The 21094-nt window shown below is 56.3% G+C and carries 20 protein-coding genes and 1 pseudogene; 12 read left to right on the plus strand and 9 right to left on the minus strand.

Features of this window, described 5'->3' with window-relative positions; translation table 11 throughout:
• The first annotated feature begins 27 nt into the window (after positions 1 to 27).
• Together BUB55_RS01750 and BUB55_RS01755 are read left to right on the plus strand one after the other, a co-directional pair.
• Entirely contained in the window at positions 28 to 1698 is a 1671-nt protein-coding gene (locus BUB55_RS01750; RefSeq protein WP_143152850.1) for a hypothetical protein, read from the plus strand.
• 15 nt (positions 1699 to 1713) lie between these two features.
• Positions 1714 to 2418: a DedA family protein gene (locus BUB55_RS01755; RefSeq protein ID WP_083596816.1), complete on the plus strand. Its 705-nt coding sequence runs from the start codon at positions 1714 to 1716 to the stop codon at positions 2416 to 2418.
• Here BUB55_RS01755 and BUB55_RS01760 read toward each other — a convergent pair.
• On the minus strand, positions 2399 to 3010 hold the full coding sequence (locus BUB55_RS01760) for a toxin-antitoxin system YwqK family antitoxin (protein ID WP_073187752.1): 612 nt from the start codon (positions 3008 to 3010) through the stop codon (positions 2399 to 2401). The genes BUB55_RS01755 and BUB55_RS01760 overlap by 20 nt on opposite strands.
• Before the next feature lie 50 nt (positions 3011 to 3060).
• Between BUB55_RS01760 and BUB55_RS01765 the strand changes: the two genes are divergently transcribed.
• Positions 3061 to 4563 (plus strand): B12-binding domain-containing radical SAM protein, encoded by a 1503-nt coding sequence (locus tag BUB55_RS01765; protein WP_073187755.1) that lies wholly within the window; start codon positions 3061 to 3063, stop codon positions 4561 to 4563.
• A 99-nt stretch (positions 4564 to 4662) separates the two neighbouring features.
• Here the strand turns inward: BUB55_RS01765 and BUB55_RS13905 are convergent, their stop codons facing one another.
• The 3 genes from BUB55_RS13905 to argB all read right to left on the minus strand — a co-directional run bounded on the left by BUB55_RS13905 (position 4663) and on the right by argB (position 7348).
• On the minus strand, positions 4663 to 5289 hold the full coding sequence (locus tag BUB55_RS13905; RefSeq protein WP_143152851.1) for a hypothetical protein: 627 nt from the start codon (positions 5287 to 5289) through the stop codon (positions 4663 to 4665).
• A 90-nt stretch (positions 5290 to 5379) separates the two neighbouring features.
• Positions 5380 to 6576, minus strand: a complete 1197-nt coding sequence (locus BUB55_RS01775; RefSeq protein WP_073187632.1) for an aspartate aminotransferase family protein — start codon at positions 6574 to 6576, stop codon at positions 5380 to 5382.
• On the minus strand, positions 6557 to 7348 hold the full coding sequence (argB, locus tag BUB55_RS01780; RefSeq protein ID WP_073115270.1) for an acetylglutamate kinase: 792 nt from the start codon (positions 7346 to 7348) through the stop codon (positions 6557 to 6559). The genes BUB55_RS01775 and argB overlap by 20 nt, the downstream gene beginning before the upstream one ends.
• 158 nt (positions 7349 to 7506) lie before the next feature.
• On the opposite strand from argB, the gene BUB55_RS01785 reads away from it, so the two are divergent.
• Positions 7507 to 7704 carry a ferredoxin gene (locus BUB55_RS01785; RefSeq protein WP_073187634.1) on the plus strand — a complete coding sequence of 66 codons (198 nt, stop codon included), beginning with the start codon at positions 7507 to 7509 and terminating at the stop codon, positions 7702 to 7704.
• Between the two features lie 284 nt (positions 7705 to 7988).
• Here the strand turns inward: BUB55_RS01785 and BUB55_RS01790 are convergent, their stop codons facing one another.
• From BUB55_RS01790 to BUB55_RS01800, 3 genes are all read right to left on the minus strand, one after another.
• Entirely contained in the window at positions 7989 to 9506 is a 1518-nt protein-coding gene (locus BUB55_RS01790; protein ID WP_073187636.1) for a LamG-like jellyroll fold domain-containing protein, read from the minus strand.
• Positions 9503 to 10351 (minus strand): TIGR02147 family protein, encoded by an 849-nt coding sequence (locus tag BUB55_RS01795; RefSeq protein WP_073187637.1) that lies wholly within the window; start codon positions 10349 to 10351, stop codon positions 9503 to 9505. Before BUB55_RS01795 ends, BUB55_RS01790 begins: the two co-directional genes overlap by 4 nt.
• A 373-nt stretch (positions 10352 to 10724) precedes the next feature.
• Positions 10725 to 13142 carry a Tex family protein gene (locus BUB55_RS01800; RefSeq protein WP_073187639.1) on the minus strand — a complete coding sequence of 806 codons (2418 nt, stop codon included), beginning with the start codon at positions 13140 to 13142 and terminating at the stop codon, positions 10725 to 10727.
• 182 nt (positions 13143 to 13324) lie between these two features.
• On the opposite strand from BUB55_RS01800, the pseudogene BUB55_RS14715 reads away from it, so the two are divergent.
• The 4 genes and pseudogenes from BUB55_RS14715 to recO all read left to right on the plus strand — a co-directional run.
• Positions 13325 to 14092 (plus strand): annotated as a pseudogene (locus tag BUB55_RS14715) (Gfo/Idh/MocA family protein); the annotation flags it as partial.
• A 174-nt stretch (positions 14093 to 14266) separates the two neighbouring features.
• Positions 14267 to 15211, plus strand: a complete 945-nt coding sequence (locus BUB55_RS14720) for a TolB family protein (protein ID WP_369828139.1) — start codon at positions 14267 to 14269, stop codon at positions 15209 to 15211.
• A 38-nt stretch (positions 15212 to 15249) separates the two neighbouring features.
• Complete coding sequence (locus tag BUB55_RS01810) at positions 15250 to 15606, plus strand: histidine triad nucleotide-binding protein (RefSeq protein ID WP_073187642.1); 357 nt, start codon at positions 15250 to 15252, stop codon at positions 15604 to 15606.
• Positions 15607 to 15678: 72 nt separating this feature from the next.
• Positions 15679 to 16434 carry a DNA repair protein RecO gene (recO, locus tag BUB55_RS01815; RefSeq protein ID WP_073187644.1) on the plus strand — a complete coding sequence of 252 codons (756 nt, stop codon included), beginning with the start codon at positions 15679 to 15681 and terminating at the stop codon, positions 16432 to 16434.
• A gap of 56 nt (positions 16435 to 16490) precedes the next feature.
• Here the strand turns inward: recO and BUB55_RS01820 are convergent, their stop codons facing one another.
• Entirely contained in the window at positions 16491 to 17321 is an 831-nt protein-coding gene (locus BUB55_RS01820) for a tRNA threonylcarbamoyladenosine dehydratase (protein WP_073187646.1), read from the minus strand.
• A 68-nt stretch (positions 17322 to 17389) separates the two neighbouring features.
• On the opposite strand from BUB55_RS01820, the gene panB reads away from it, so the two are divergent.
• From panB to BUB55_RS01840, 4 genes are all read left to right on the plus strand, one after another.
• Complete coding sequence (panB, locus tag BUB55_RS01825) at positions 17390 to 18136, plus strand: 3-methyl-2-oxobutanoate hydroxymethyltransferase (protein ID WP_073187647.1); 747 nt, start codon at positions 17390 to 17392, stop codon at positions 18134 to 18136.
• A 369-nt stretch (positions 18137 to 18505) separates the two neighbouring features.
• Positions 18506 to 18766, plus strand: coding sequence for a hypothetical protein (locus BUB55_RS01830; RefSeq protein ID WP_143152852.1), 261 nt, complete (start codon positions 18506 to 18508; stop codon positions 18764 to 18766).
• A gap of 70 nt (positions 18767 to 18836) precedes the next feature.
• Positions 18837 to 19196 (plus strand): hypothetical protein, encoded by a 360-nt coding sequence (locus BUB55_RS01835; RefSeq protein WP_073187757.1) that lies wholly within the window; start codon positions 18837 to 18839, stop codon positions 19194 to 19196.
• Positions 19186 to 20088: a Ppx/GppA phosphatase family protein gene (locus BUB55_RS01840; protein WP_083596818.1), complete on the plus strand. Its 903-nt coding sequence runs from the start codon at positions 19186 to 19188 to the stop codon at positions 20086 to 20088. The genes BUB55_RS01835 and BUB55_RS01840 overlap by 11 nt, the downstream gene beginning before the upstream one ends.
• 3 nt (positions 20089 to 20091) lie before the next feature.
• Here the strand turns inward: BUB55_RS01840 and BUB55_RS01845 are convergent, their stop codons facing one another.
• Positions 20092 to 21051, minus strand: a complete 960-nt coding sequence (locus BUB55_RS01845) for a class I SAM-dependent rRNA methyltransferase (RefSeq protein WP_073187649.1) — start codon at positions 21049 to 21051, stop codon at positions 20092 to 20094.
• Positions 21052 to 21094 lie beyond the last annotated feature (43 nt).

Here is a 21094-nt window from a genome sequence, read left to right on the forward strand (position 1 = left end):
TTGTAAATAAATCCTAAATTTGTAGTGATGCGTAGAATTTTATTTACTTTATTGCTTCTCACGGTGGCGGCCTCCGCTGCCGACTTTGAGCGTTCCAATTGGCGAATGCAGTTGTATTTGCAGGCCGAACCTGCAATCCTTGTTTTTGAAGATTCCGACCCCCAGTTCCTAGTCGATAAAGACTCCAAGAAAGGTCTCGTCACCCGCGAGATCGACGAGGAAATGTTCACGGTACCGCTCTCCATGGGCTTTTTGTGGAGCCCGCTCATCACCCCGTTCTGGAAGGCCGACATTCCGTTCACCCTTTGGCTGGGTGCCGAACTCAACACCTTTATTTTTAACTTCAATTCTAAGAACTTTGGCGACATTTTGAGCGATGACCGCTATTACTTTGATGGGGCATCCAACTCTAGCACCTGCAACGACACAGATGGGTGCAAAAGTGACGACCAGACTCTGAGTTTCCGCTCTTACGCCCCGTCTGTGCTAGCCGGTTTCACCTTCAATATTGGCGGTGACTTCGACCTCAGGGTTTTGGGCGGCTACGGTTTCCAGTTCTTCACCTTCACCAACGACGTTCAGGGCACCCAGCGTGACGTGACCGAATACGCCCCCACGGCGTTTGTTTCGGGCGCCTTGGAATACCGCATTACCGAAGTATTCCAGGACGTGGACCTCAAGGTCGCCATCAACGTACGCAAGGAGTTCCTGCCCTACGAAGACTTCAAGGCGACAAACAAGGTCAACGAAAAAACAATCGAAGGGCTCCCGCCTGCATACTCCGGAATCGAATTCGACAAGATTTCTTACAAGTACCCGGTCCGCGTCGGTCTTGAGTTCTCCCTCGACTTCGGCCGCGAGAGCCGCCGTGACCGCCGCATGCGCTACAAGCTGCACGACCGCGACGACGTGCTCCGCCAGAACAGCGAAGTCAAGGACACCCTTTCTGACTGGGACTGCATGGCCATCGAGCGCGACTACCGCTTCTTCCTCGACGAAGACGGCGAACTCCCCGACATGAGCGAAGCCTACACCCGAACCCAGTTCAGCGACGTGCTCGAGAGCTTCCTCGCCTTCTGCCACCCGGCAGACCTCGCCACCAAGGAAAAGCTCTATGCGACCTTGGATACCGGTAAGGTGCAGTTGAAGGAATACCAGGTCCGCCAAGAGGATTCCCGCTTCGACCAGGTCATGGCGTCCAACGACCCCGAAATGCTTGAGATGTACTTGGAGTACTACCCCGACTCTCCGCGTCGTAGCGAGGTCGAAGCCAAAATCAAGACCCTGAGCGAATACCACAAGTTCCGTGAGATCCAGGCCCAGAACACCTTCAAGGCCTACCTCATCTACTTGAACGACAATCCCGATGGCGCCTTCCGCGACGAGGCTGAAGCCGGCATCTTTGAACTCGTCAAGAGCGGCAACCGCCTCAAGGACTACGAGATTTACCTGAAGCGCTTCCCCAACGGCAAGTACGTTGAAGAAGCCAAGGCTGCGCTCAAGGCGGCTAATACGACTGAACCCTCCATGATCGAAGTCCAGACTCCGGAATACGCCGAACCCGAACCGCAGGTCGAGGAACCGGAGGAAGAACCCGAAGAGGAAGTCGCCCCCAAGAAAAAGAGCCGCAACGCCAAGAAGGCTGCAGCCAAGGCCAAAAAGAAATCTTCTGCCAAAAAGAAAGGCAAGAAGAAGTAACCTTTCTTTAGTTCAATGAAAGTCAAAACAGTTTTTCTCCTAGTGCTCCTGTTTGCAGGAGCCTCCTTTGCTGGTGACTCCGGCGAGTCCGCAAGCATCTACACCCAGATTATTGACTGGTACAACAGCAACCTCAACTACTGGACCATCGCGCTGTTGATGGCCATCGAGAGTTCGTTCATCCCCTTCCCGTCCGAGCTCGTGATTCCGCCGGCGGCCTACCAGGCCATGCAGCCCGGCTCCAGCTTGAACATCGCCTTCATTGTACTCGCCGGCAGCATGGGCGCCCTCATCGGTGCGTTCATCAACTACTTCCTCGCTAAATTCCTGGGACGCCCCATTATATACAAGTTCGCCGACAGCCGCCTAGGGCACTTTTTGCTCATTGACAAGCAGAAGGTCGAAAAGGCCGAGGACTACTTCCGCAAGCACGGCGCCATCTCGACGTTTATCGGCAGGCTCATCACGGTCATTCGCCAGTTGATCTCGATACCGGCGGGCCTTGCCAACATGAAACTAGTTCCGTTTACTTTATTCACATTCCTGGGCGCAACCATTTGGAACTGCGTGCTCGCCTTTTTGGGCTACCTCGCCCACGGCCAAAAGGACCTGATCGAAAAGTACAACTCGGAACTCGCCATTGCTCTGCTTGCAGCGGGAGTACTCTTCATCGGCTACATGGTGTGGAACGCAGTGAAGCCTAAAAGTCGCAATTCTTGACGCAGCGGTTCGCTTGGAATTCCGCTTCAAGCACCTTTACGCCCTTTTGGTAGCGGCGGTATGTCCCGTTGCGAAGCCCGTTCTCGAACGTCATCTCTTCTTTGAGCGCGCCTAGGTCGTCATAGACCTGCGCCTTGCCGTGGATGTGCCCGTTCACGTAAGGGATTTTGCGGCGGACCAGTCCACGCTCGTCGTACTCTTCACTCACGCCGTCGAGCACGCCGTTCTTGTAGCTCTCGCGGGACTGTTTTTTTCCGTTCTCGTAATAGCTGGTGCTAAAGCCTTCTTCAATGCCGCCCCTGTAACCGATGGTCTGCCACACCTTGCCGCTTTCGTAGTAGCTGCGGAACACGCCGTCCATCTTGCCGTCTTTGTACGGGACTTCGATGGCGAGTTTGCCGTTGGGGTGGTATGTCCACGAAACGCCCTCGCGAACGTCGGTCCCATGGCGGACCGTGTACAGGCGGGCCAGGGAGCCGTCGTCAAACATTGTTTTGACCGTATCCAAGGTGGACACAGGGGCCTCGGGCTCCGCAGCAAGCGCGTTGATAAAACCGCAACACGCAAATAGCACGAAAAAAAGATTTTTCATCGCACTAAAATGTAGCATTATCGCCTTAGATTATGTATTTTGTGGGCGACATGCATGTTACTTTTTTAAATCCGCCCTTCCACCCGATGTTCAGTCGGGAATCCCGTAGCCCCTGCGTTACCAAGTCCAGCACGCTTTATTGGCCCATGTTTTTGAGTTATGCCGCCGGCGTTTGCGAAGCCGATGGCAACGAGATTCAACTCATCGACAGCCCCGCCATGGAACTGGACCTCCCGCAGACGCTCGAGGGCATCAAGAAATTTGCACCCGAACTGGTCATTTGCAGCACGAGCACTCCCAGCATTTTGAACGACCTCAAGGTGGTCAGGGCCATCAAGGAACAGATTGGCTGCAAGGTCGCCATCATGGGCACCCACGCTACCGCCGAACCGCTCGAATCCATGGAAATGGAACCCGCACTCGATTACGTGGTAATCGGCGAAGCCGACTACACTTGCCGGAACCTGGTGAGGAGCCTCCGCGGCGACGGGCAGCCCATTGGACAGTTCCCCGGCCTCGCCTACCGCACCGCCGAGGGCAAAGTCGACTTCCAGCCCGAGGGTCCCAAGATCGAGAACCTCAACGAAATCCCGTGGGTCTCGAAGGTCTACCGCAAGCACCTCTACAGCTGCTACAAAAAGTATTTCTACGGCGCGAACCTGAACCCGCTCATCGTGATTTTGAGCGGCCGTGGCTGCCCCAACCGCTGCAGCTACTGCGTAATCCCGCAAACGCTCAACGGTCACAAGTTCCGCATGCGCGACCCCAAGGATGTGGTCGACGAACTGCAGTACATCAAAGAAAATTTCGAGGACCTAGGCGAAGTCTTTTTCGAGGACGACACCTTTACCGCAAACCACGAGCACGTGAAGGAAATCTGCAACCTGATTCTGGAACGCAAGCTCAAGATCACGTGGAGTTGCAACGCCCGCGCCGACGTTCCGCTCGACCTGCTCAAGCTCATGAAAAAAGCCGGCGGACGCGAAATGTGCGTGGGCTTTGAAAGCGCAAGCCCCGAAGTTTTGCAGAACATCCACAAGGGCGTCAAGAACACCGACAAGGCGATCGAGTTTACCAAGAACGCACGCAAGGCGGGGCTCCTGGTACATGGCTGCTTTATGGTGGGGAACCCGGGTGATACCCCGGCGACGCTCCGTGAGACCCTCAACTATGCCAAAAAGTTGAACCCCAACACGGCGCAGTTCTACCCCATCATGGCGTACCCCGGCACCGAGGCCTACAAGGAGGCGCTCGCAAGCGGCGCACTCAAGACCAAGGATTACAACCAGTGGCTGGACAAGGACGGTTTCCACCGCACCACCATCCAGCGTGGCGAACTCACTAGCCAGGCGCTCGTGGACTTTTGCGACAAGGCCCGCCGCGAGTTCTACCTGCGTCCGAGCTACATTTTGCGCCAGGGCATCATGGCCATCAAGAACCCGCGCGAACGCTACCGCGTGCTCCGCGGATTCGGCACGCTCGTAAAGCACCTGTTCCGCAAGCACGGAGAGCTCGCGCCTGTGGCACGGCAAGCCCCGACTATCAAGGAATAAAAAAAATGCCTCGGCTTTGCCGAGGTTTTTTAGGTTCCTGCCGTTGCGAGCCCGCAGGGCGCGGCAGTCCATCGCGGTCCAACGTATGGATCTACAATGTTATTCGGCGGTTTTCGGCTCGATCACCAAGAGCGGAGTGCATTGCAGTATTCCCGTGCCATTTGGCGTCCTAATCGTCAAAGAGGCTTTCTTTATACCAGACGTTGTATAGGTTATCGCGGGAGTAACCGCGTTTCCCGTCACAGAATAAGCCGATGGGGTCCCCCCTTCAAGCGCCCACTCAAATTTCGACGAGAGCAAATCCATCGGGGTAGTAATGGCCGGGCCCCTGGAATACTCCCATACAACAGAACCGTTCAACTCAATCACCTCAACCTTCGAGGCACAAGAGCCATACTCGGTATTTTCAGGAATCAATGTAGCCTCAGAAGAAGACGGGACAACTATCGCAGATATTGGATTCGTCACTGCGCTCGACGAAGACTTTTCGGCAAAGCTCAAATTTACCTCTATCGCGGAGGTCGAGTCCTCCTCGGACAAATTTGACTTGATTTCTGAATAAGTCTCCGATGAACTCGGTTCGTCGCTTGTCGAAGAAACAATGTCCTTGACAGAAGGTCCCACCTCTTTTTTGACGGTATAATCAGTAACGCCTGAATCGTCGCACGCCACCAGGGCAAACGTCAAAACAGGCAAAACCGGCAATGTCAGACGGCTCAATCGCACAAGAACTCCTTGTTAAAAAGCTCCTGTGCTTTAATATATATATAAAACACGCATCATGTCACTGTGAGCCGAAGGTGCGGCAGTCCAAAGCTACAGGCTTTCGCAGGCCTTCTCGAGCTTGGCGAGAGCCTCGTCGCATTCGGCGGCGCTCACATTCAGCGGCGGGAGGAGACGCAGCACATTGCCCTTGGCAGAAAGCACCATGAGCTTTTCGGCGCGTGCAGCAGCGATGATGTTGTTCACCGGCATGGATTCGTCAAGCGCGACACCGAGAATCAGGCCTTCGCCGCGGACTTCCTTGGCGAAAGCATACTTCTCGACGAGAGCGTTCAGGCCGGCCTTCAGCTGAGCGGAGCGTTCTTCCACATTCTTGAGCAGCCCCGGAATCTGCTTCACGACAGCGAGACCAGCAGCGCATGCAATCGGGTTTCCGCCGAAAGTTGTACCGTGGTCACCGGCCTTGAGCTGGTCGGCAATCTTCTGACGCAGCAGCACTGCACCGAGCGGAAGACCGCCACCGATGCCCTTGGCAAGCGTTACGAGGTCCGGATTCAAGCCGTACTTTTCGAAACCGAGGAAGGTCCCGAGACGTCCCACGCCCGCCTGCACTTCGTCGACAATCACGAGGCAGCCGAATTCCTTCTGCAAGCCGTTGATGGTCTCGACCATCTCCTTCGAAAGCGTCATCACGCCGCCTTCGGCCGCGAGGCTTTCGAGCATGATAGCGCAAGTGTCCTTGTTGACTTCGGTCTTCAATGCTGCGCAGTCATTCCAAGTCACGTGAACGAAGTCGCCCGGCATGGAGCCGAAGCCTTCCCTGATAGCCGGCTGGCCTGTCGCAGAAAGCGCTGCATAAGTCCTTCCGTGGAAGCTGTTCACAAAGGTCACGATCTTCTGCCTGTTCTTTTCGCCCTTCCGGTCGAAGTACTTACGAGCAAACTTGATTGCACCTTCATTAGCTTCGGTACCCGAGTTGCAGAAGAAGGCCTTGTCGAACTTGGTGATCTCCAACAGGGCCTTGCCCAGTTCGATCTGCGGGTAGTTCGGGTAGAGGTTGCTGATGTGGTTGAAGTGGTTCATCTGTTCCACCACAGCATCCTTGATAGCCTGGTTCTGGTGACCGAGCGCGTTCACGGCGATACCCGCCACGAAGTCCAGGTACTTGTTGCCCTGGTCGTCGTAGAGGTAAGAGCCTTCGCCCTTCACGAAGTTGATGTCAGCCTTGCCGTAGAGCGGCGCGATAATTTGTTTGTCCTGTTCGAGCAGGTTAGCGCAAGATTGTGCCATAGTTTAAATCTCCATTAATTTGTTTACCAAAGTGTTCCGCGTCCTTCCAACCCACGATGTGGATACTCTTGAGTCCTCGTCGGATCGACTTGAAACTCTCGCGGACTTTGGGAATCATACCGCCGGAGATGACGCCGGCTTCAATCAGCTTTTCGGCGTCCGCCTCGCTCAGTTCGGGAATCACGTTCTTGTTTTCGTCCATCACGCCCGGCACGTCGCTCACCAGCACGAACTGGTCGGCTTCGAGCGCCACAGCCAGTTCGCTTGCGGCGGTGTCGGCGTTCACGTTCCAGCTCACGCCGTTACCGTTAGCGTCGGGACCAATCGAAATCGGGCTCACCACGGGAACAAACCCCGCCCCCCAGAGCGCGGTCACAATGCCCGGGTTCACCTTCTTGATTTCACCCACCAAGCCAAGGTCCACCTTGCCCTGCTTTTTTTCGACCTGGAACAGGTTCGCGTCTACGCCCGAAATGCCAACGGCGCCACAGCCGTTGTTCAAGAGCATGCGCACAAGCTTCTTGTTCACGTGGCCAGAGAGGGTCATCTCGACCATCTTCATGATGCCGGGAGTCGTCACTCGCAGGCCATCAATGAATGTCGGTTGTTCCTTGAGCAAGGCGATATTCTCGTTGATATCCTTGCCACCGCCGTGAACCACGGCCACCTGACAGCCACTACCGGGAAGTGTAGAGACTGCCGACACAAAATCAGCGAGCTTGGCTTCGTCGATTGCCAGGCTGCCACCAATTTTTACAACCACTTTTTTCATCGCAAGTGCTGTCCTCTCGATTTGTTCGCCTTAAAAGACGGTGAATTTCCGCCCGCAAATTTAGAAAAAATCCACCCCATTACAGAATTTTCCCCTTTACAGCACCATTTTTTTATATCTTTAGACTAATCACAAACCAAAGACACAAGAGGTAAATTATGGCTATTACAAAAGTTTGGCTCGATGAATCTAACGACGAATGCGTCTCCTGCGGTGCTTGCGAAGCAACTTGCGATGCAGTGTTCAGCGTTCCCGAAAAGATGCAGGTCAAGGAAGGTGTCGACTATTCCGCTTACGAAAGCGAAATCAAGGACGCCGCTGACTCTTGCCCGGCCGGCGTGATCAAGTACGAGTAATGCGTAAGGCGAGTGTCGCAAGAACGAACTCGTTCGTTCTTATGACCGAGCCGAAGCATAGACGCCGTAGTGAAACGAAGGCGTCCGTAATGCACAAGGCGAGTGATGCAGCAAAATGCTCGCATTTTGCTATATCCGAGCCGAAGCATAGACACCGTAGTGAAACGAGGCGTCCGTAATCGCCATTAACTTGGGGCGTGTAACGGCGCCCCTTGGCAAAAATTTAAGCACCCGAACCTCGGGTGCTGTTTTTTGTACCACGCAAGGGAGAATAATCCAGGGCGCTACTCCGCAAAACTCTTGCCAGCCTCGTAAGCAGCCTTGACCCACTCGGCACTTCGAGCCACCGTCTCGATGCGGACCTCGTCCAGGGCGCCGTTCCAGGTTTCGGTGTCCACCTCGTTGCCGCCAACGCGCAGCGGCACCGGGCGCGATAGGTCATTGGGCGTAAATTCCTGGGACTCGCCCACCTGTTCGCCGTTCACGTACATGGTCACGACGCCACCCTGGGAGACCAGCGCCAGGTGCGCCCACTCGCCTATAGGCACAATGGAAGAATCGCCAAAGACAATGGCCTCGGGGTAGTTGGGCATGCTCTTCATCACGGTGAACACCCCGTGGTTCACCTCGTAATGCCACTGGAACCTCGAGGTGGAATCACTCCAGTAGGCGCGCTGCGAAACCAGAATCTGGTGTTCACCGTTGGGGCCCATCCACTTGGTCCAAAGCGAGATGGTAAAGTCGCCCACGCAGGGGTCCAGGCTCCCCAGGTCAATGTACTGGCCGGGGGCAAGTGTAAGACCGCGACCAAAAAGTCCCGCCGAGTCCGCCGTCGCCGAGGCCTCGGCAGAATCGCTCCCCACGACCTTCACGTCGCCGTTCATGCGGAGCACCGCCAAGGTTTCGTCTTCTGATTCGACTCCCACCCAGAGCAACGCCTCTTCGCTATCCCAGTACTCCACCTCGTAAGGGGCGGCCTTGCCAGAGGCCAAAAGTTCCATGTTGGCGCTGTCGATGCCCACCGTCGATATGAGCACCGGGTAAGTGAAGCCCTCGGGCAAGTTTGCCGGGGCAGTTACCAAAACCGTGTCGGGCGGAACTTCCACACCTTCTTCCATGTGCACCTGAATTCCGCCAAAGCCTTCGTCACGGTAGAACCTGAAGTCCTTGATGCCAAGCCAGGTGTCGTTGGCCTCAAGAACTTCCAAAGCCGGAAGCGCAATGGTATCGGGGGCGTCGCCCAGCTCAAATTCCAAGCGGGCCTGAGCCGAGTCGTTCTCCACGTACACCAACGAGATTTCGCCCGGCGGGAGCCCCTCCATGCTAAACGTTCCGTTTTCTTCAAGTTCCGCCTGCAGGCCGCTGCCGACCACGCGCATGTAGCCGGCCGTTTTGCCCAGCACGCGGCTCGTGAGCGTGCGGCGCTCGCCAATGGTCATGTTCCACTTGGCCGAATCGCCGGCACCCAGACCAAACCCCGACATGAGCGCGCAATCCTCGTCGCGCTCGGCGTACAGCACAAACGAGGCGCTACCGGCCACGCGCACTTCAAAGGCGCCTTTCGCGTCGGTCACGGTCTCCACCGAGTCCTTAATGGAAGTGCGGTCCCAGCTGTCGTAGTACGCCACCACGCGGGCAGCCTCCACGGGCTTGCCGCTGCCGTCCACCACGACACCCGCGATGGAGTTCCCAATGTCGGTCACGCCGCCAGCGACATCGTCGGAGGCGGAGTCGCCGCAGGCCACAAGGCAACCGGCGGCGGTAAACCAGAGGGCGGTCCTGATCAATCCAAACTTCTTCATTTGCCGACCTCCTTCTCCATCTTTTTGCTCATGGGGAACGCGACCAGCATCATCTCGTAAACGCGCTCCACGTTCAAGTCATTCGCGGCACGCGCAATGATTTTTTTGCGGGCCTCCTCCAAAACTTCTACGGCATACCTGTACGAGTTCTCGCTCATGGCGAGCGTCGTGAACGCGGCAAAGCGCTCGTGCCTCGGCTTGGACTCCACCGCACCAATGGCGTGCTGCATGTACTCGCGGCGGATCTGGCGCAACGCCATGGGGGCAACGCCCTTGGCATCCACCATTTGCGACGTCTCGGCGTAGTGCGAGCTGTCCACCTTACGGATTAGGCCCCAACTCTCAAGGTTTTTGACAGCCTCGCGCGCCTCCTCGGTCGTAATCTGCGGATCTATTGTGCGGGCGAGCACCGTAAAGTCGCCGTTCCAGCCGCTGTTCACCGCGGCTTCGCGCACCACCGGGTAGTACCACTTAGAAAAATATTCCTGCTCGCGGTTCGAGAGGTGCGTGAACTCGATCTGCTTGCGAATCTGCAAAATCTGTTCCCAGGCGCTCTCGCGTTCGTCCACCTGGTGCGCCTGGTTGTACTGGACCAGCGCCTCGAAGTATTCCTTTTGCAGCGGCTCGAAATCCATCGCCTTCGCAATCTTCTCGATGGATTTGGGCGTGAGGTTAAAACGCCCGCGGATCACGTTCAGGCAGTACGAGGAACTGCTGAAACCCGCCTTCGCCGCAAAAAAGCGGTGGCTGAAAATCGAACGCATCTTCTTTTGTTCCTCAAAGTAGTCTTGCAGGAACTTGCGGAAGTCGTCGTAATCGTACAAATGTTCTAAAGCGATGCACATGACCTTAAAATAAATATTTTTTACACATTTTACAACATATTTCTGCTAAATAATCGACTTTTTATGAAAATTAATGGATTTTTACCAAAAATCTGCATTTTTATGAAAGATTTTTATTTACACAATCATGTTCTTCGCGAAGCTAAACAAAGTCGCCACCCTTGGCGCAGCAGCAACCGAAAAAGAAAAAAGCGCCGGCAACATGTCAAACGGGGAACACAATATGGTCAGGCACACCGAGCGTCAAAGTCAACGGCTCTGTTGTCGAAATGGACATCCCAGAACTTTTCTTCTTGAATTCCGAAATGGAATACGAGGCTGCGGACGAAAAGGACCGCAGCCACGAAGTCTACACGATTAGCGCCAACTAAAGCTAGCGTCCCTTTTTGATGTTCTTCAGGAGGGCGCTCATCTTTTGCGGCTGGGCGGGGGCCTGCTTTTTGGGAGCAAAACCCGGGCGTTCCTTGCCTGCAATGTGCGCCTTGAGGTCGGCCAAAGTCGCGTGACCCTGTATGCCACCCTGCGGGCGACCTCCACGGTTGTCACGACCGCCAAAACCGCGACCGCCACCACGAGCGTCGCGACCGCGAGGGCCGCCAACACGCTGACCACGCGGACCGTTTGCTCCGGCACCGGCGACGCCGTCGGCAGTCTCCTGCTTCATGGAAAGGCTGATGCGCTTCTGGTTCGCATCAACCGCAACCACGCGCACCTTCACGACGTCACCCACCGTGAGGACTTCCTTCGCGTCGGTCACATACTTGTCGCTAATTTCAGAAATGTGAACGAGGCCATCCTGGTGAACGCCAATATCCACAAAGGCTCCGAAGTTCGCCACGTTCGTAACCACGCCTTCCATCCAGCTGCCCGTAACGAGGTCGTTGATGGTCTTGATGCGGTCATCGAACTTCGCGTAACGGAATTCCTTACGCGGGTCGCGGCTCGGCTTCTGCAGTTCCTTCACGATGTCGTCGAGAGTAGCCTTACCCACTTCGTCGGAAAGGAACTCGTCAATCTTGATGGCCTTCACCGCTTCGGCATTGCCCACGATATCCTTCACGGGAACGCCGACCTTCTCGGCCATCTGTTCCACGAGGGCGTAGTTTTCGGGGTGAACCGCGGAATCGTCAAGCGGGTTCTCTGCACCCGGGATGCGCATGAAGCCTGCAGCCTGCTCGAAGGCCTTCGGACCGAAGCCCTTCACCTTCTTCAGGTCGTCGCGGCTAGCGAACGCGCCGTTCTCTTCGCGGTACTTCACGATAGCCTCGGAAAGCGTGTTGCTGAGGCCCGCCACATGAGAGAGGAGAGGAGCGGAAGCGCTGTTCACGTCGACACCGACCATGTTCACGCAGCTTTCCACCACTTCGTCGAGGCGCTTCTTGAGTTCGCGCTGGTTCACGTCATGCTGGTACTGGCCAACACCGATGGACTGCGGGTCCACCTTCACGAGTTCGGCCAGCGGGTCCTGCAGGCGGCGGCCAATGGAAATAGCGCCGCGGGTCGTCACGTCTTCCTTCGGGAATTCCTGGATGGCAATCATGCTTGCGCTGTAAACGGAAGCGCCGGCCTCGCTCACGATAACGCGCGGCGGAACCTTGCCCTTGAACTTGAGGGCCATCTCGCCACAGAAGGCGTCGGTCTCGCGGCTCGCGGTTCCGTTACCGATGGCGATGAGGTCAATCTTGTACTTGTCGATAAGCTGCATCAGGTACACAGCGGCACCGGCCTTGTCGTTCCACGGTTCATGCGGCTTGATAATGCCATGATCCATGAACTTGCCGTTTTCGTCGAGCACAGCCACCTTGCAGCCCGTACGGAAACCCGGGTCGAGAGCGAGCACGGACTTGTGGCCCGCAGGGGCAGCAAGAAGAACGTCCTGCAGGTTCTTGCTGAACACCTTGAAGGCTTCCTCTTCGGCGGCATCCTTCAACAGCAGGCGCACTTCGCTTTCCATGCTCGGCTGCAGCAGGCGTTCCCAGGCGTCCTGGCACATGGCCTCCAGGTACGGAGTCCAGGTCGTCTCGCCCTTGATAATCTGGGTCTTGAGGTAGCCGACCATCTCTTCGTTCGGGACCTCGATAGCGAGGCGAAGCACTTTCTCCTTCTCGCCACGGCGGAGCGCGAGCATGCGGTGGCTCGGGATCTTGCCCACCGGTTCGCTAAAGTCGTAGTAGTCCTTGAACTTGGTCTCCTGCTTTTCGAAGTCCTTTTTGACCTTCGAGACCATCACGCCCTTCTTCTCTACGGCAGCGCGCAGGTACTGGCGGAACTCGGCGTTGTCGGCCACTTCTTCGGCCAAAATGTCGGCGGCACCTTTGAGGGCAGCCTTCGGGTCGGCAAGTCCCTTTTCTTCGGAAAGGTAGATGCGGGCGATTTCTTCGGCAGTGTTGCCGGTGTTCTCTTGTGCCCACATGAGGCGGGCGAGCGGTTCCAAGCCCAGTTCCTTAGCAATGGTCGCGCGGGTACGCTTCTTGGGCTTGTACGGAGCGTAAATGTCTTCGAGGAGAGTCTTGTCTTTGCAGGCTTCGATCTGGGCCTTGAGTTCGGGTGTAAGCTTGCCCTGTTCCTCGATGCTCTTGAGCACCGTCTCCTTACGGTCGGCGAGCTCTTGCAAATAGTCGCGACGATGGCTAATGTCGCGCAGTTCAATTTCGTTCAGGGTGCCCGTCTGGTCCTTGCGGTAGCGGGCAATAAAGGGCACCGTGCCCCCCTGGTCCATAAGTTCCAAAGCCTTGGCAACGCGCCAGACTTCCAAGTTCAGTTCTTCGGCAATGATTGCAGAAAAATCCATATTTAGATTCCTACTTCTTAGATTTTAAAGGGTCCGTATCGGCCCTGGTTTAACAAAAACCCTGTTTTTGACAGAGTAGGTTGAATATAGCAAAAAGCCCGCGTTTCCCAACGTAACCATTTTCAAAAAAAGCGGGAACCACAAAAAGCCCCCTTTTAGCCTATATTTAGGGCATGAAGACTATGAAACTCGGTATTTTGGGCAGCGGCCACATCGCCGCGAAAATGGCGGAGGCCGTCAAGGGGCTTGAACAGCAAAACATGGAAGTCGAGGCCTACGCCGTCGGCTCGCGCACACCCGCCAAGGCGCAGGAGTTCGCCGCGAACTACGGTTTCAAAAAGGCCTACGGCAGCTACCAGGAACTCGCAAGCGACCCCGACGTGGACCTCATCTACATCGCGACTCCACACTCCCACCACTTTGAGTGCGCCAAACTGTGCCTGGAGCACGGCAAAAACCTGCTCGTGGAGAAAGCCTTTTGCGCCAACACCAAGCAGGCGACGCAACTGGTTTCCCTAGCCCACGACAAGGGCGTGTTCTTGTGCGAGGCCATGTGGACCCGCTTTTTGCCCGCCCTCAAAACGATCCGCGAGTGGATAGGCTCCGGCAAAATCGGCGAGGTGCAAAGCGTTGAGGCAGACTTCTCCCTTACCATAAGCCACGTGGAGCGCCTGCGCGAACCCGCCCTCGCCGGCGGCGCACTCCTGGACCTCGGCATTTACAGCCTCACCTTCGCCGATCTCTTTTTGAACGAATCCGTCGCGGGCATCGCGGGCATGGACGCGCACTGCGTCAAGTTCCACACGGGTGTCGACGCGACCGACTGGGTGAACATCACCTACAAGAACGGCAAGAAGGCGTTCTTGAAAGCCTCCATGACCTCGCCCACGCACAATGAGGGCTCCATCTACGGCACCGCGGGCTCCATCTGGGTCAAGAACCTGAACGACATGGAGGAACTGCGCCTTGTTGACGAGGCGGGCAACGTGGTGGAGACCGTGAAGCCGCCCCGCATTGTGAACTGCTACGAATACGAGGTGCTCGCTGCGAAGAGCGCCCTCGACCAGGGCAAGCGGGAATGCCCCGAGATGCCGCTCGCAAAGACCATCGAGATGATGGAGCTCATGGACAGCCTCCGCGACCGCTTTGGCGTGAGCTACCCCTTCGAGATCTCGCCCGCCGCCACCTGGGACAGAAACGGCAACAAGTCCATTCTGCAGGTTTTTAACGTAGGAACCGGCACGGTAGAGACCCTGCACGAGTTCGACTGCGTGATCGAGGCCCCCAACTGGAGCGCCGACGGCACCTTCCTCACCTACAACAGCGAGGGGCGCATTTACAAGTACGCCCTCGGCACCGGCAGAACCGAGATGGTTCCGAGTCACTACGTGGACAACTGCAACAACGACCACGTGCTCAGCCCCGACGGCGAGGGGGTCTACGTGAGCCACCACACCAAAGAAGACGGTCTCTCGCGCATCTACAAGATATTCTTTGACGGGCGCCTGCCCCAGCTGGTGACGCCACTCGCCCCCAGCTACCTCCACGGAATTACACCCGACGGCAAGACCCTCGCCTACTGTGCCGAACGCAACGGCGAATACGACATTTACACCATGCCGACCGCGGGCGGCAACGAGACCCGCCTCACCACGGCAAACGGCCTGAACGACGGCCCCGAATACAGCACCGACGGCAATTACATTTGGTTCAACTCGGTACGCACCGGCCGCATGCAGGCCTGGTGCATGAAGGCCGACGGGAGCGAGCAGACCCAGATTACCGACGACCCGCATTGGAACACCTGGTTTCCGCATATATCCCCCGACGGCCGCATGGCCGTCATGGTGGCCTATGCCGAGGGCGATGTGCGGCCAGGCGAGCACGTGCCCAACAAGAACGTGGAACTGCGGCTCATCGAACGCATTGGCAACACCTCCCCCACAAGCCCCGGCGCCTGGACGCAATCCCGAACCATATTAAAACTGTTCGGAGGCCAGGGTACCATCAACGTGAACTCGTGGGCACCCGACAGCAGCCGTTTCGCCTTTGTGAGCTACAAAAAGTAAACGCTATCCGCCGTCCATTTTGTTATTTTAAATACATTATGAGCGACAACTGCCTTTTTTGCAAAATCATCAAGGGAGAAATCCCTTCCAAGAAAATCTACGAAGACGACGACGTGTTCGCCTTCTACGACATCGCCCCGCAGGCGCCCGTGCACTTTTTGGTAGTGCCCAAGCGCCATATCGCGACCATCATGGACATGAAGCCCGAAGATTGCGAACTCGTGGGCAAAATGCTCTACCGCGCCCAAATTATCGCCAAGGAGCTGGGTCTCGAGGAATCGGGCGCACGCTTTGTGTTCAACTGCAAGGCCGACGCCGGGCAGACAGTGTTCCACATCCACCTGCACGTGGTTGGCGGACAGCAGATGGGCTGGCCCCCGTTCCCCGGCAAATAATGTGGACAAATGCGTAGGGCGAGAGTCGCAGCCATGCTTTCATGGATATGACCAAGCCCAGCATTTTATAAAATGATCAAGACCTGTGCCATAGTCTTGCACCGCTACGCCTACAGCGATTCCAGCTGGATAGTGAAGGCACTCACCGAGGAGTGCGGCATTGTCTCGTTTATTGTGAAGGGTGGCAAGCGCAAGGAGTCGCCGTTCAAGGGGGCGCTAGACCCGCTCGCCACGAGCGAGGTCGTGTTCCGCCAGAACCCCAATGCCGAGCTGCAGTTTGTTAAAGAGGCGACCATCATCGGCTGGCACAAGGACCTGCGGCAAGACCTGCTCGCACTCGCCGAGGCGCAAGTCATGGCCGAGATCGTGCTGAGGCACGCCCCGCAGGGTGTGCCCCTCCCCGAGGAGTTCAGGTTGCTGGCGCAGGCCCTCGACGAGCTGGATTGCCCGCCCGGCGACACGCCAAGCACGGCGCAACCGCGTTCCGGCATTTTTGCGCGCTGGCTTCTGGGAATCTGCGACCTGTGGGGCTACCACCTCGACATCTCGGTGTGCAGCCGCTGCGAAACTCCGCTGGACGCGCCCCCCGCCGACTTCCACCCCGAAACCGGCGAAATCATTTGCAGGCACTGCCTGGGAGTCGCTACGCCGCGCAGCCGCAAGGAGACCGCCGAGGGACTATGGGACTTGCTGCAGGGCAATGAGCTTAAGCGCAAGCAGTACGTGGAGAACGCTCTCCTCGCCTACTTGCTCCACCACATGGGCTACCTCAAAGAAATCAAGTCGCTGCAATTTTTGAACGAGACCCGGAGCCTGCTGGCTACTTAAAGACCTCTATGGCACGGAACAACACCTCGCGCATGCAGTCGAGGCAATAGCCCTCGTCAATCGCATGCAAGCGCTTTTTGATAGATGTCCTGCATCACGAGGCCGGCTATGGTAAAGCCGAAAATGGCGGTGGCGTGCGCCATGGTGCCGTTGATTTGCGCCTTGCTGCTACACCATTCGTGACCGACGAGTTCAGCGTTCTTGAGTTCCGCCTCGCTATGTTCGTTGCGCACCTTGGGACACATGCAGGCGGCGGTCCCGCACGAGGAGTTCTTGCCGCGGTTCTTCAACAGTTCGTCACTGTAAACGCACTGGATCTTTTTGTATGGCTTGAGTTTTTTGCGCTTGAACTTGTCGCGGAGGGCGCGAGCCAGGGGGCAGCCCTTCACTTTCCAGAACTCGGCGACCTTGACGCGCGTGGGGTCCATCTTGAGGGCGGCGCCCATCGACGAGATCACGGTGGCGCGGGTCCTGGAGGCGTGCAGTAAAAGCTGCATCTTGTTTTCGAGACTGTCAATGGCGTCTATAATATAGTCAAAGGAGCTGAGTTCGAACTTTTCGGTGTTCGCCTCCTCGTAAATGTCCTGCAGGGCGACAATGTTTGCGTGCGGGTTGATCTCGAGCAGGCGTTCCTTGAGCACCTCGACCTTGACCTTGCCCACCGTCTTGGTGGTCGCCATGAGCTGGCGGTTCACGTTGGTGACACACACGCGGTCGGAATCCACGAGCACGAGCTCCCTGATGCCGGAACGCACGAGGCTCTCGGCGCACCAGCTGCCAACGCCGCCCAAGCCGAATATGATAACGCGCTTGCCGTAAACAGCCTGCATCACGTCGTCGCCCAAGAGGAGCGACGTGCGGTTGAATATTCCTTTCTCTATACCCATAGGCAAGTGCAAATGTAGCTAATAGAGCCCCTTTTTTTTATATTTAGGCCCAAAAATGGGAGATATTTATGTTGACTCCAGAACAAATCAAGGCTAAAAAGACTACCGGCGAAAAGGTCTCGATGATTACGAGCTACGATTTCGCCTTCGCACGCATGGCGGAGGCAGCCGGAGTGGATCAAATTTTGGTGGGCGACAGCCTCGCCAACACCATGCTGGGCTACAAGAGCACCCGTGAAATCGGCATGACCGAGATGCTTATCTTTACAGCAGCCGTCTGCCGTGGCGCCCCGAACACTCACGTTGTCGCCGACATGCCCTACAGAAGCGACAAAGATCCTCAAACAGCTTACGACAACGCCCGCCGTTTTATGGACGTGGGCGCATCGAGCGTGAAGATTGAAGGCACTCCCGCAGGCGTCATCGAGTTCCTGCGCTCCCACGACATCCCGGTGTGCGCCCACCTGGGGCTGCTGCCGCAAACGGCGGAGAACTTCAAGCAGAAGGGCAAAACCGAGGAAGAGGCGGCGGCAATTGAGGCGCAGGCCAAGTTTGTCGACAGCCTGGACTGTTTCGAGACGGTGCTGGAGCACATCCCCGAAGAACTGGGCACCAGAATCACCCGCGAAGTGGGCTCCGTGACCATCGGCATAGGCGGCGGCAAGTTCACCGACGGCCACGTGCTGGTGATGCACGACGCACTCGGCATGCACAACGGAAAAATCCCTCCGTTCGCGACGAAGTTCGTGGACATGTACGCGCTTGGAGTCGAAGGAATCAAAAAATACGTCGACAGTGTGAAGGCAGGATTGTAAAATTTTTGACGAAGGTCACACTTCGCGACAAAAATTCCTCCCCACATAAGCCTCACACGCATTTTTTGAAGCTATCTTTTTGACAATCACCAACTTACAATCAAAAATCCGGCTACGCTCCGGATTTTTTCTTTTTGTGCTCGCATTACACACTAATTATTCTGCAAGCCTTATTTTATGCGGATTGCGACGCGGTACTACATACAAAGTAACAGTCTACAAGGAAGACTTTTTCAAAGTCATTTTTTGGCTTTGTCAAGACCTTTAGAAAAAAAAATGAAAAAAATTTTAAAAAAGTGTTGATTATTTGTGAAAATAAAGTTATTTTATAGTCATCAAACACTAAACCCTCAAAAAAGGAAGAATAAAATGGCTACAACAAAGAAAACCGTTGCTAAGAAACCCGCTGCCAAGAAGGCTGTTGCCAAGAAGGCTCCGGCTAAGAAGGCTGCTGCCGCTAAGAAGCCGGCTGCCAAGAAGCCCGCTGCCAAGAAGGCTGCTGCCAAGAAGCCGGCCGCCAAGAAGGCTGTTGCTAAGAAGGCTCCGGCCAAGAAGGCTGTTGCTAAGAAGGCTCCGGCCAAGAAGGCTGTTGCCAAGAAGGCTCCGGCTAAGAAGGCTGCTAAGAAGTAATTCTTCCCAAAGCTCTCTTTTGATGAAGGACTTGCGCAAGCAAGTCCTTCTTTTTTTTATTATTGTAGACATGATCTCAGAGAAAGACCTTGCCGAACTCGAAAACGTCCCCTACGAGGAGCGAATCTCGCGCGTTGAGAAGCTCCTCGAAGGCAAAGAGAACCCCCGCGCCTTTGAACTCGGGCTGCTTTTAGCCCTCAAGATGGGTCAGGAGATCCGCGAAAAGAAGCCGCTGGGCAGCGAATCGGGCGACCTGGTCGCGAGCTGGAGCGGCAAGTACCCGGAATCGGTGGTCGAAGAGGCCATCGCAAGCGCCAAGGAATTTTTGCTGCACCCCGCCAACCTCGCCGAAAAAATCAAGAGCGGCGTGATGAAGAAGGCCGCCGAAGAGTCGAAACAGGCACAAAGCGAGGCCGAAGATGCAAAATAAGCTCCAAGCGACCGTCGACATAGGCAGCCACAGCTGCATTTTGCTGATTGCCGCCTTTGAAGACGGCAAACTGGTGCCCAAGCTGCAAAAGGTGGAAGTGTGCCGGCTGGGCGAAGACATTTACGAACACGGCGCCATTACAGAGGAACGCATCCGGGAATTGACTACCATCATGACCAAGTTCCGCATGGACCTGCACGCCCTGGGAGTCGAACTCAAGGCCGTCGCCGCCACCGAGGCGATGCGCAAGGCCAGCAACCCCGACGCCGTGCTGGACGCGGTCGAAAAGAGCCTGTGGATGCGCCCGCGCATCATCAGCGGCGAAGAAGAAGGCAAACTCACGTTCCGCTCGGTCAAGGAATGGCACGGCGACGACATCGTGACAATCGACATTGGCGGCGGTTCCACCGAACTCAGCAACGGAAAGACCTCGTTCTCCATCCCGGTGGGCGCCCTCAAGATGTTCAAGGCAATGGGACCGATCCCCGGCCCCGAATACAAGAAGTTTGTGAAGGAAACCTTCAAGGAAGTGAGTTTCAAGGGCATGACCAAAAAGCCGGTGTACCTCATTGGCGGCACGGGAACGGCACTTGCGATGGTGTTCCTAAACAAGCCGCAGTTCGACTACAAAGCGATTGAAGGGCTCGAGATGAGCATCGCCGACCTCGATGCGGTCACCACGCGCATCACAAACCTCTCCAAGGAGCTCCGTGCGATGCTCCCCGGACTCGAGAACGGGCGTCACGAGGTGATTATTTGCGGGCTTTTTTGGCTCAAGTCGCTTTTAGAGAAGTTGCGCGTAGAGCGTTTCAAGATCTCCACTGCGGGTCTGAGGTTCGGCCTGTTGTACCCACCCGAGGGCGAGTCTAAAACGGAAACCCAAAAAAACTAAGGATTACACTTCCACCATCGTCGCGACGAGGCAAGAATCCTTCGTAGCGCCGCTACCCGCAAAATCGATATCCTGCCCGCGCTTCCAAGCAGTGCGGGCTTCTTTGTGTACCGACCTGACGGCATCAAGCACGTCGCGCGCGAACGAATCGAGCGCGAACTCGCTGTAGTTGGAACTCACCATGAAGAACCCGCCCGGATTCAAAATCGAGGCGCAGTCCGCCACAAGCGGCATCAAATGTTCGCGCACGTTGAAGTTCATCCCCTTAAAGCGCGCGAAACTCGGCGGGTCGAGAACGATTCCGTCGAACTTTAGGCCCTTCTTTTGCGCCCAGCGCACGTATTCGAGCGCATTCCCGCGGAAAAATTCACCGGGGCGCAGGTCGAGCCCGTTCAGCGCGTAGTTTTCGCGGCCCTTGTCGAGAATCTTGCCGCTGATGTCGGCATTGGTGGCGACCGCGGCACCCCCGAGGCGCGCATGCACCGAGAAACTGCACGTGTAGCTGAAGAGGTTCAAAAAGCGCACGTTATTAGACATCGCGCGAAAGCGTTCCTCCACCTCGAGGCGCACGTGCCGCATGTCCAGGAACAACCCCGGGTTCACCGTGTCGAGCAGGTCCACATGGAATTTCGCGTTCCCCTCGCGTACCGTCCCCGCGGCATCTTCGCGTGACCCGTAGGCAACTTCCATCGGCGCGTTCTCGAGCGACTTGCCCGAGCGCGAGAGGCGTTCCTTCACCACGACGCATGCGGGATTGAATGTCTCCACCACCGCATCTACGATTGCGCGACGTTCCCGCAGGAGTTCATCCCCGAAATACTGCACCTGGAAGCGGTCGCCAAAGCGATCGAGCGTGAGTCCCGGGAAACCGTCGGCGGCCCCGTTCACGACGCGGTACGCGTCCGTCACATCGAACAGCGGCGCACGTTTTTCAAATGCAGTCCTAAGTAAATTTTTCATCATCTATAACGCATGCCCAAAATTTTCGAAGACTTCTTTCGTCTGT

It is taken from the genome of Fibrobacter sp. UWP2 (assembly GCF_900141705.1).
Taxonomy (GTDB): Bacteria; Fibrobacterota; Fibrobacteria; order Fibrobacterales; family Fibrobacteraceae; genus Fibrobacter.

Bases quoted from the DNA above. Each gene is read 5' to 3' on its own strand.
- BUB55_RS01820 (WP_073187646.1), bottom strand. From the start codon at position 17,321: ATGGGTATAGAGAAAGGAATATTCAACCGCACGTCGCTCCTCTTGGGC.
- BUB55_RS01800 (WP_073187639.1), bottom strand. From the start codon at position 13,142: ATGGATTTTTCTGCAATCATTGCCGAAGAACTGAACTTGGAAGTCTGG.
- argB (WP_073115270.1), bottom strand. From the start codon at position 7,348: ATGAAAAAAGTGGTTGTAAAAATTGGTGGCAGCCTGGCAATCGACGAA.
- BUB55_RS01810 (WP_073187642.1), top strand. From the start codon at position 15,250: ATGAGCGACAACTGCCTTTTTTGCAAAATCATCAAGGGAGAAATCCCT.
- BUB55_RS01790 (WP_073187636.1), bottom strand. From the start codon at position 9,506: ATGAAGAAGTTTGGATTGATCAGGACCGCCCTCTGGTTTACCGCCGCC.
- BUB55_RS14720 (WP_369828139.1), top strand. From the start codon at position 14,267: ATGGACAGCCTCCGCGACCGCTTTGGCGTGAGCTACCCCTTCGAGATC.
- BUB55_RS01835 (WP_073187757.1), top strand. From the start codon at position 18,837: ATGATCTCAGAGAAAGACCTTGCCGAACTCGAAAACGTCCCCTACGAG.
- BUB55_RS01755 (WP_083596816.1), top strand. From the start codon at position 1,714: ATGAAAGTCAAAACAGTTTTTCTCCTAGTGCTCCTGTTTGCAGGAGCC.
- recO (WP_073187644.1), top strand. From the start codon at position 15,679: ATGATCAAGACCTGTGCCATAGTCTTGCACCGCTACGCCTACAGCGAT.
- BUB55_RS01845 (WP_073187649.1), bottom strand. From the start codon at position 21,051: ATGATGAAAAATTTACTTAGGACTGCATTTGAAAAACGTGCGCCGCTG.
- BUB55_RS01750 (WP_143152850.1), top strand. From the start codon at position 28: ATGCGTAGAATTTTATTTACTTTATTGCTTCTCACGGTGGCGGCCTCC.
- BUB55_RS01830 (WP_143152852.1), top strand. From the start codon at position 18,506: ATGGCTACAACAAAGAAAACCGTTGCTAAGAAACCCGCTGCCAAGAAG.
- BUB55_RS01765 (WP_073187755.1), top strand. From the start codon at position 3,061: ATGCATGTTACTTTTTTAAATCCGCCCTTCCACCCGATGTTCAGTCGG.
- BUB55_RS01840 (WP_083596818.1), top strand. From the start codon at position 19,186: ATGCAAAATAAGCTCCAAGCGACCGTCGACATAGGCAGCCACAGCTGC.
- panB (WP_073187647.1), top strand. From the start codon at position 17,390: ATGTTGACTCCAGAACAAATCAAGGCTAAAAAGACTACCGGCGAAAAG.
- BUB55_RS01775 (WP_073187632.1), bottom strand. From the start codon at position 6,576: ATGGCACAATCTTGCGCTAACCTGCTCGAACAGGACAAACAAATTATC.
- BUB55_RS01760 (WP_073187752.1), bottom strand. From the start codon at position 3,010: ATGAAAAATCTTTTTTTCGTGCTATTTGCGTGTTGCGGTTTTATCAAC.
- BUB55_RS01795 (WP_073187637.1), bottom strand. From the start codon at position 10,351: ATGTGCATCGCTTTAGAACATTTGTACGATTACGACGACTTCCGCAAG.
- BUB55_RS01785 (WP_073187634.1), top strand. From the start codon at position 7,507: ATGGCTATTACAAAAGTTTGGCTCGATGAATCTAACGACGAATGCGTC.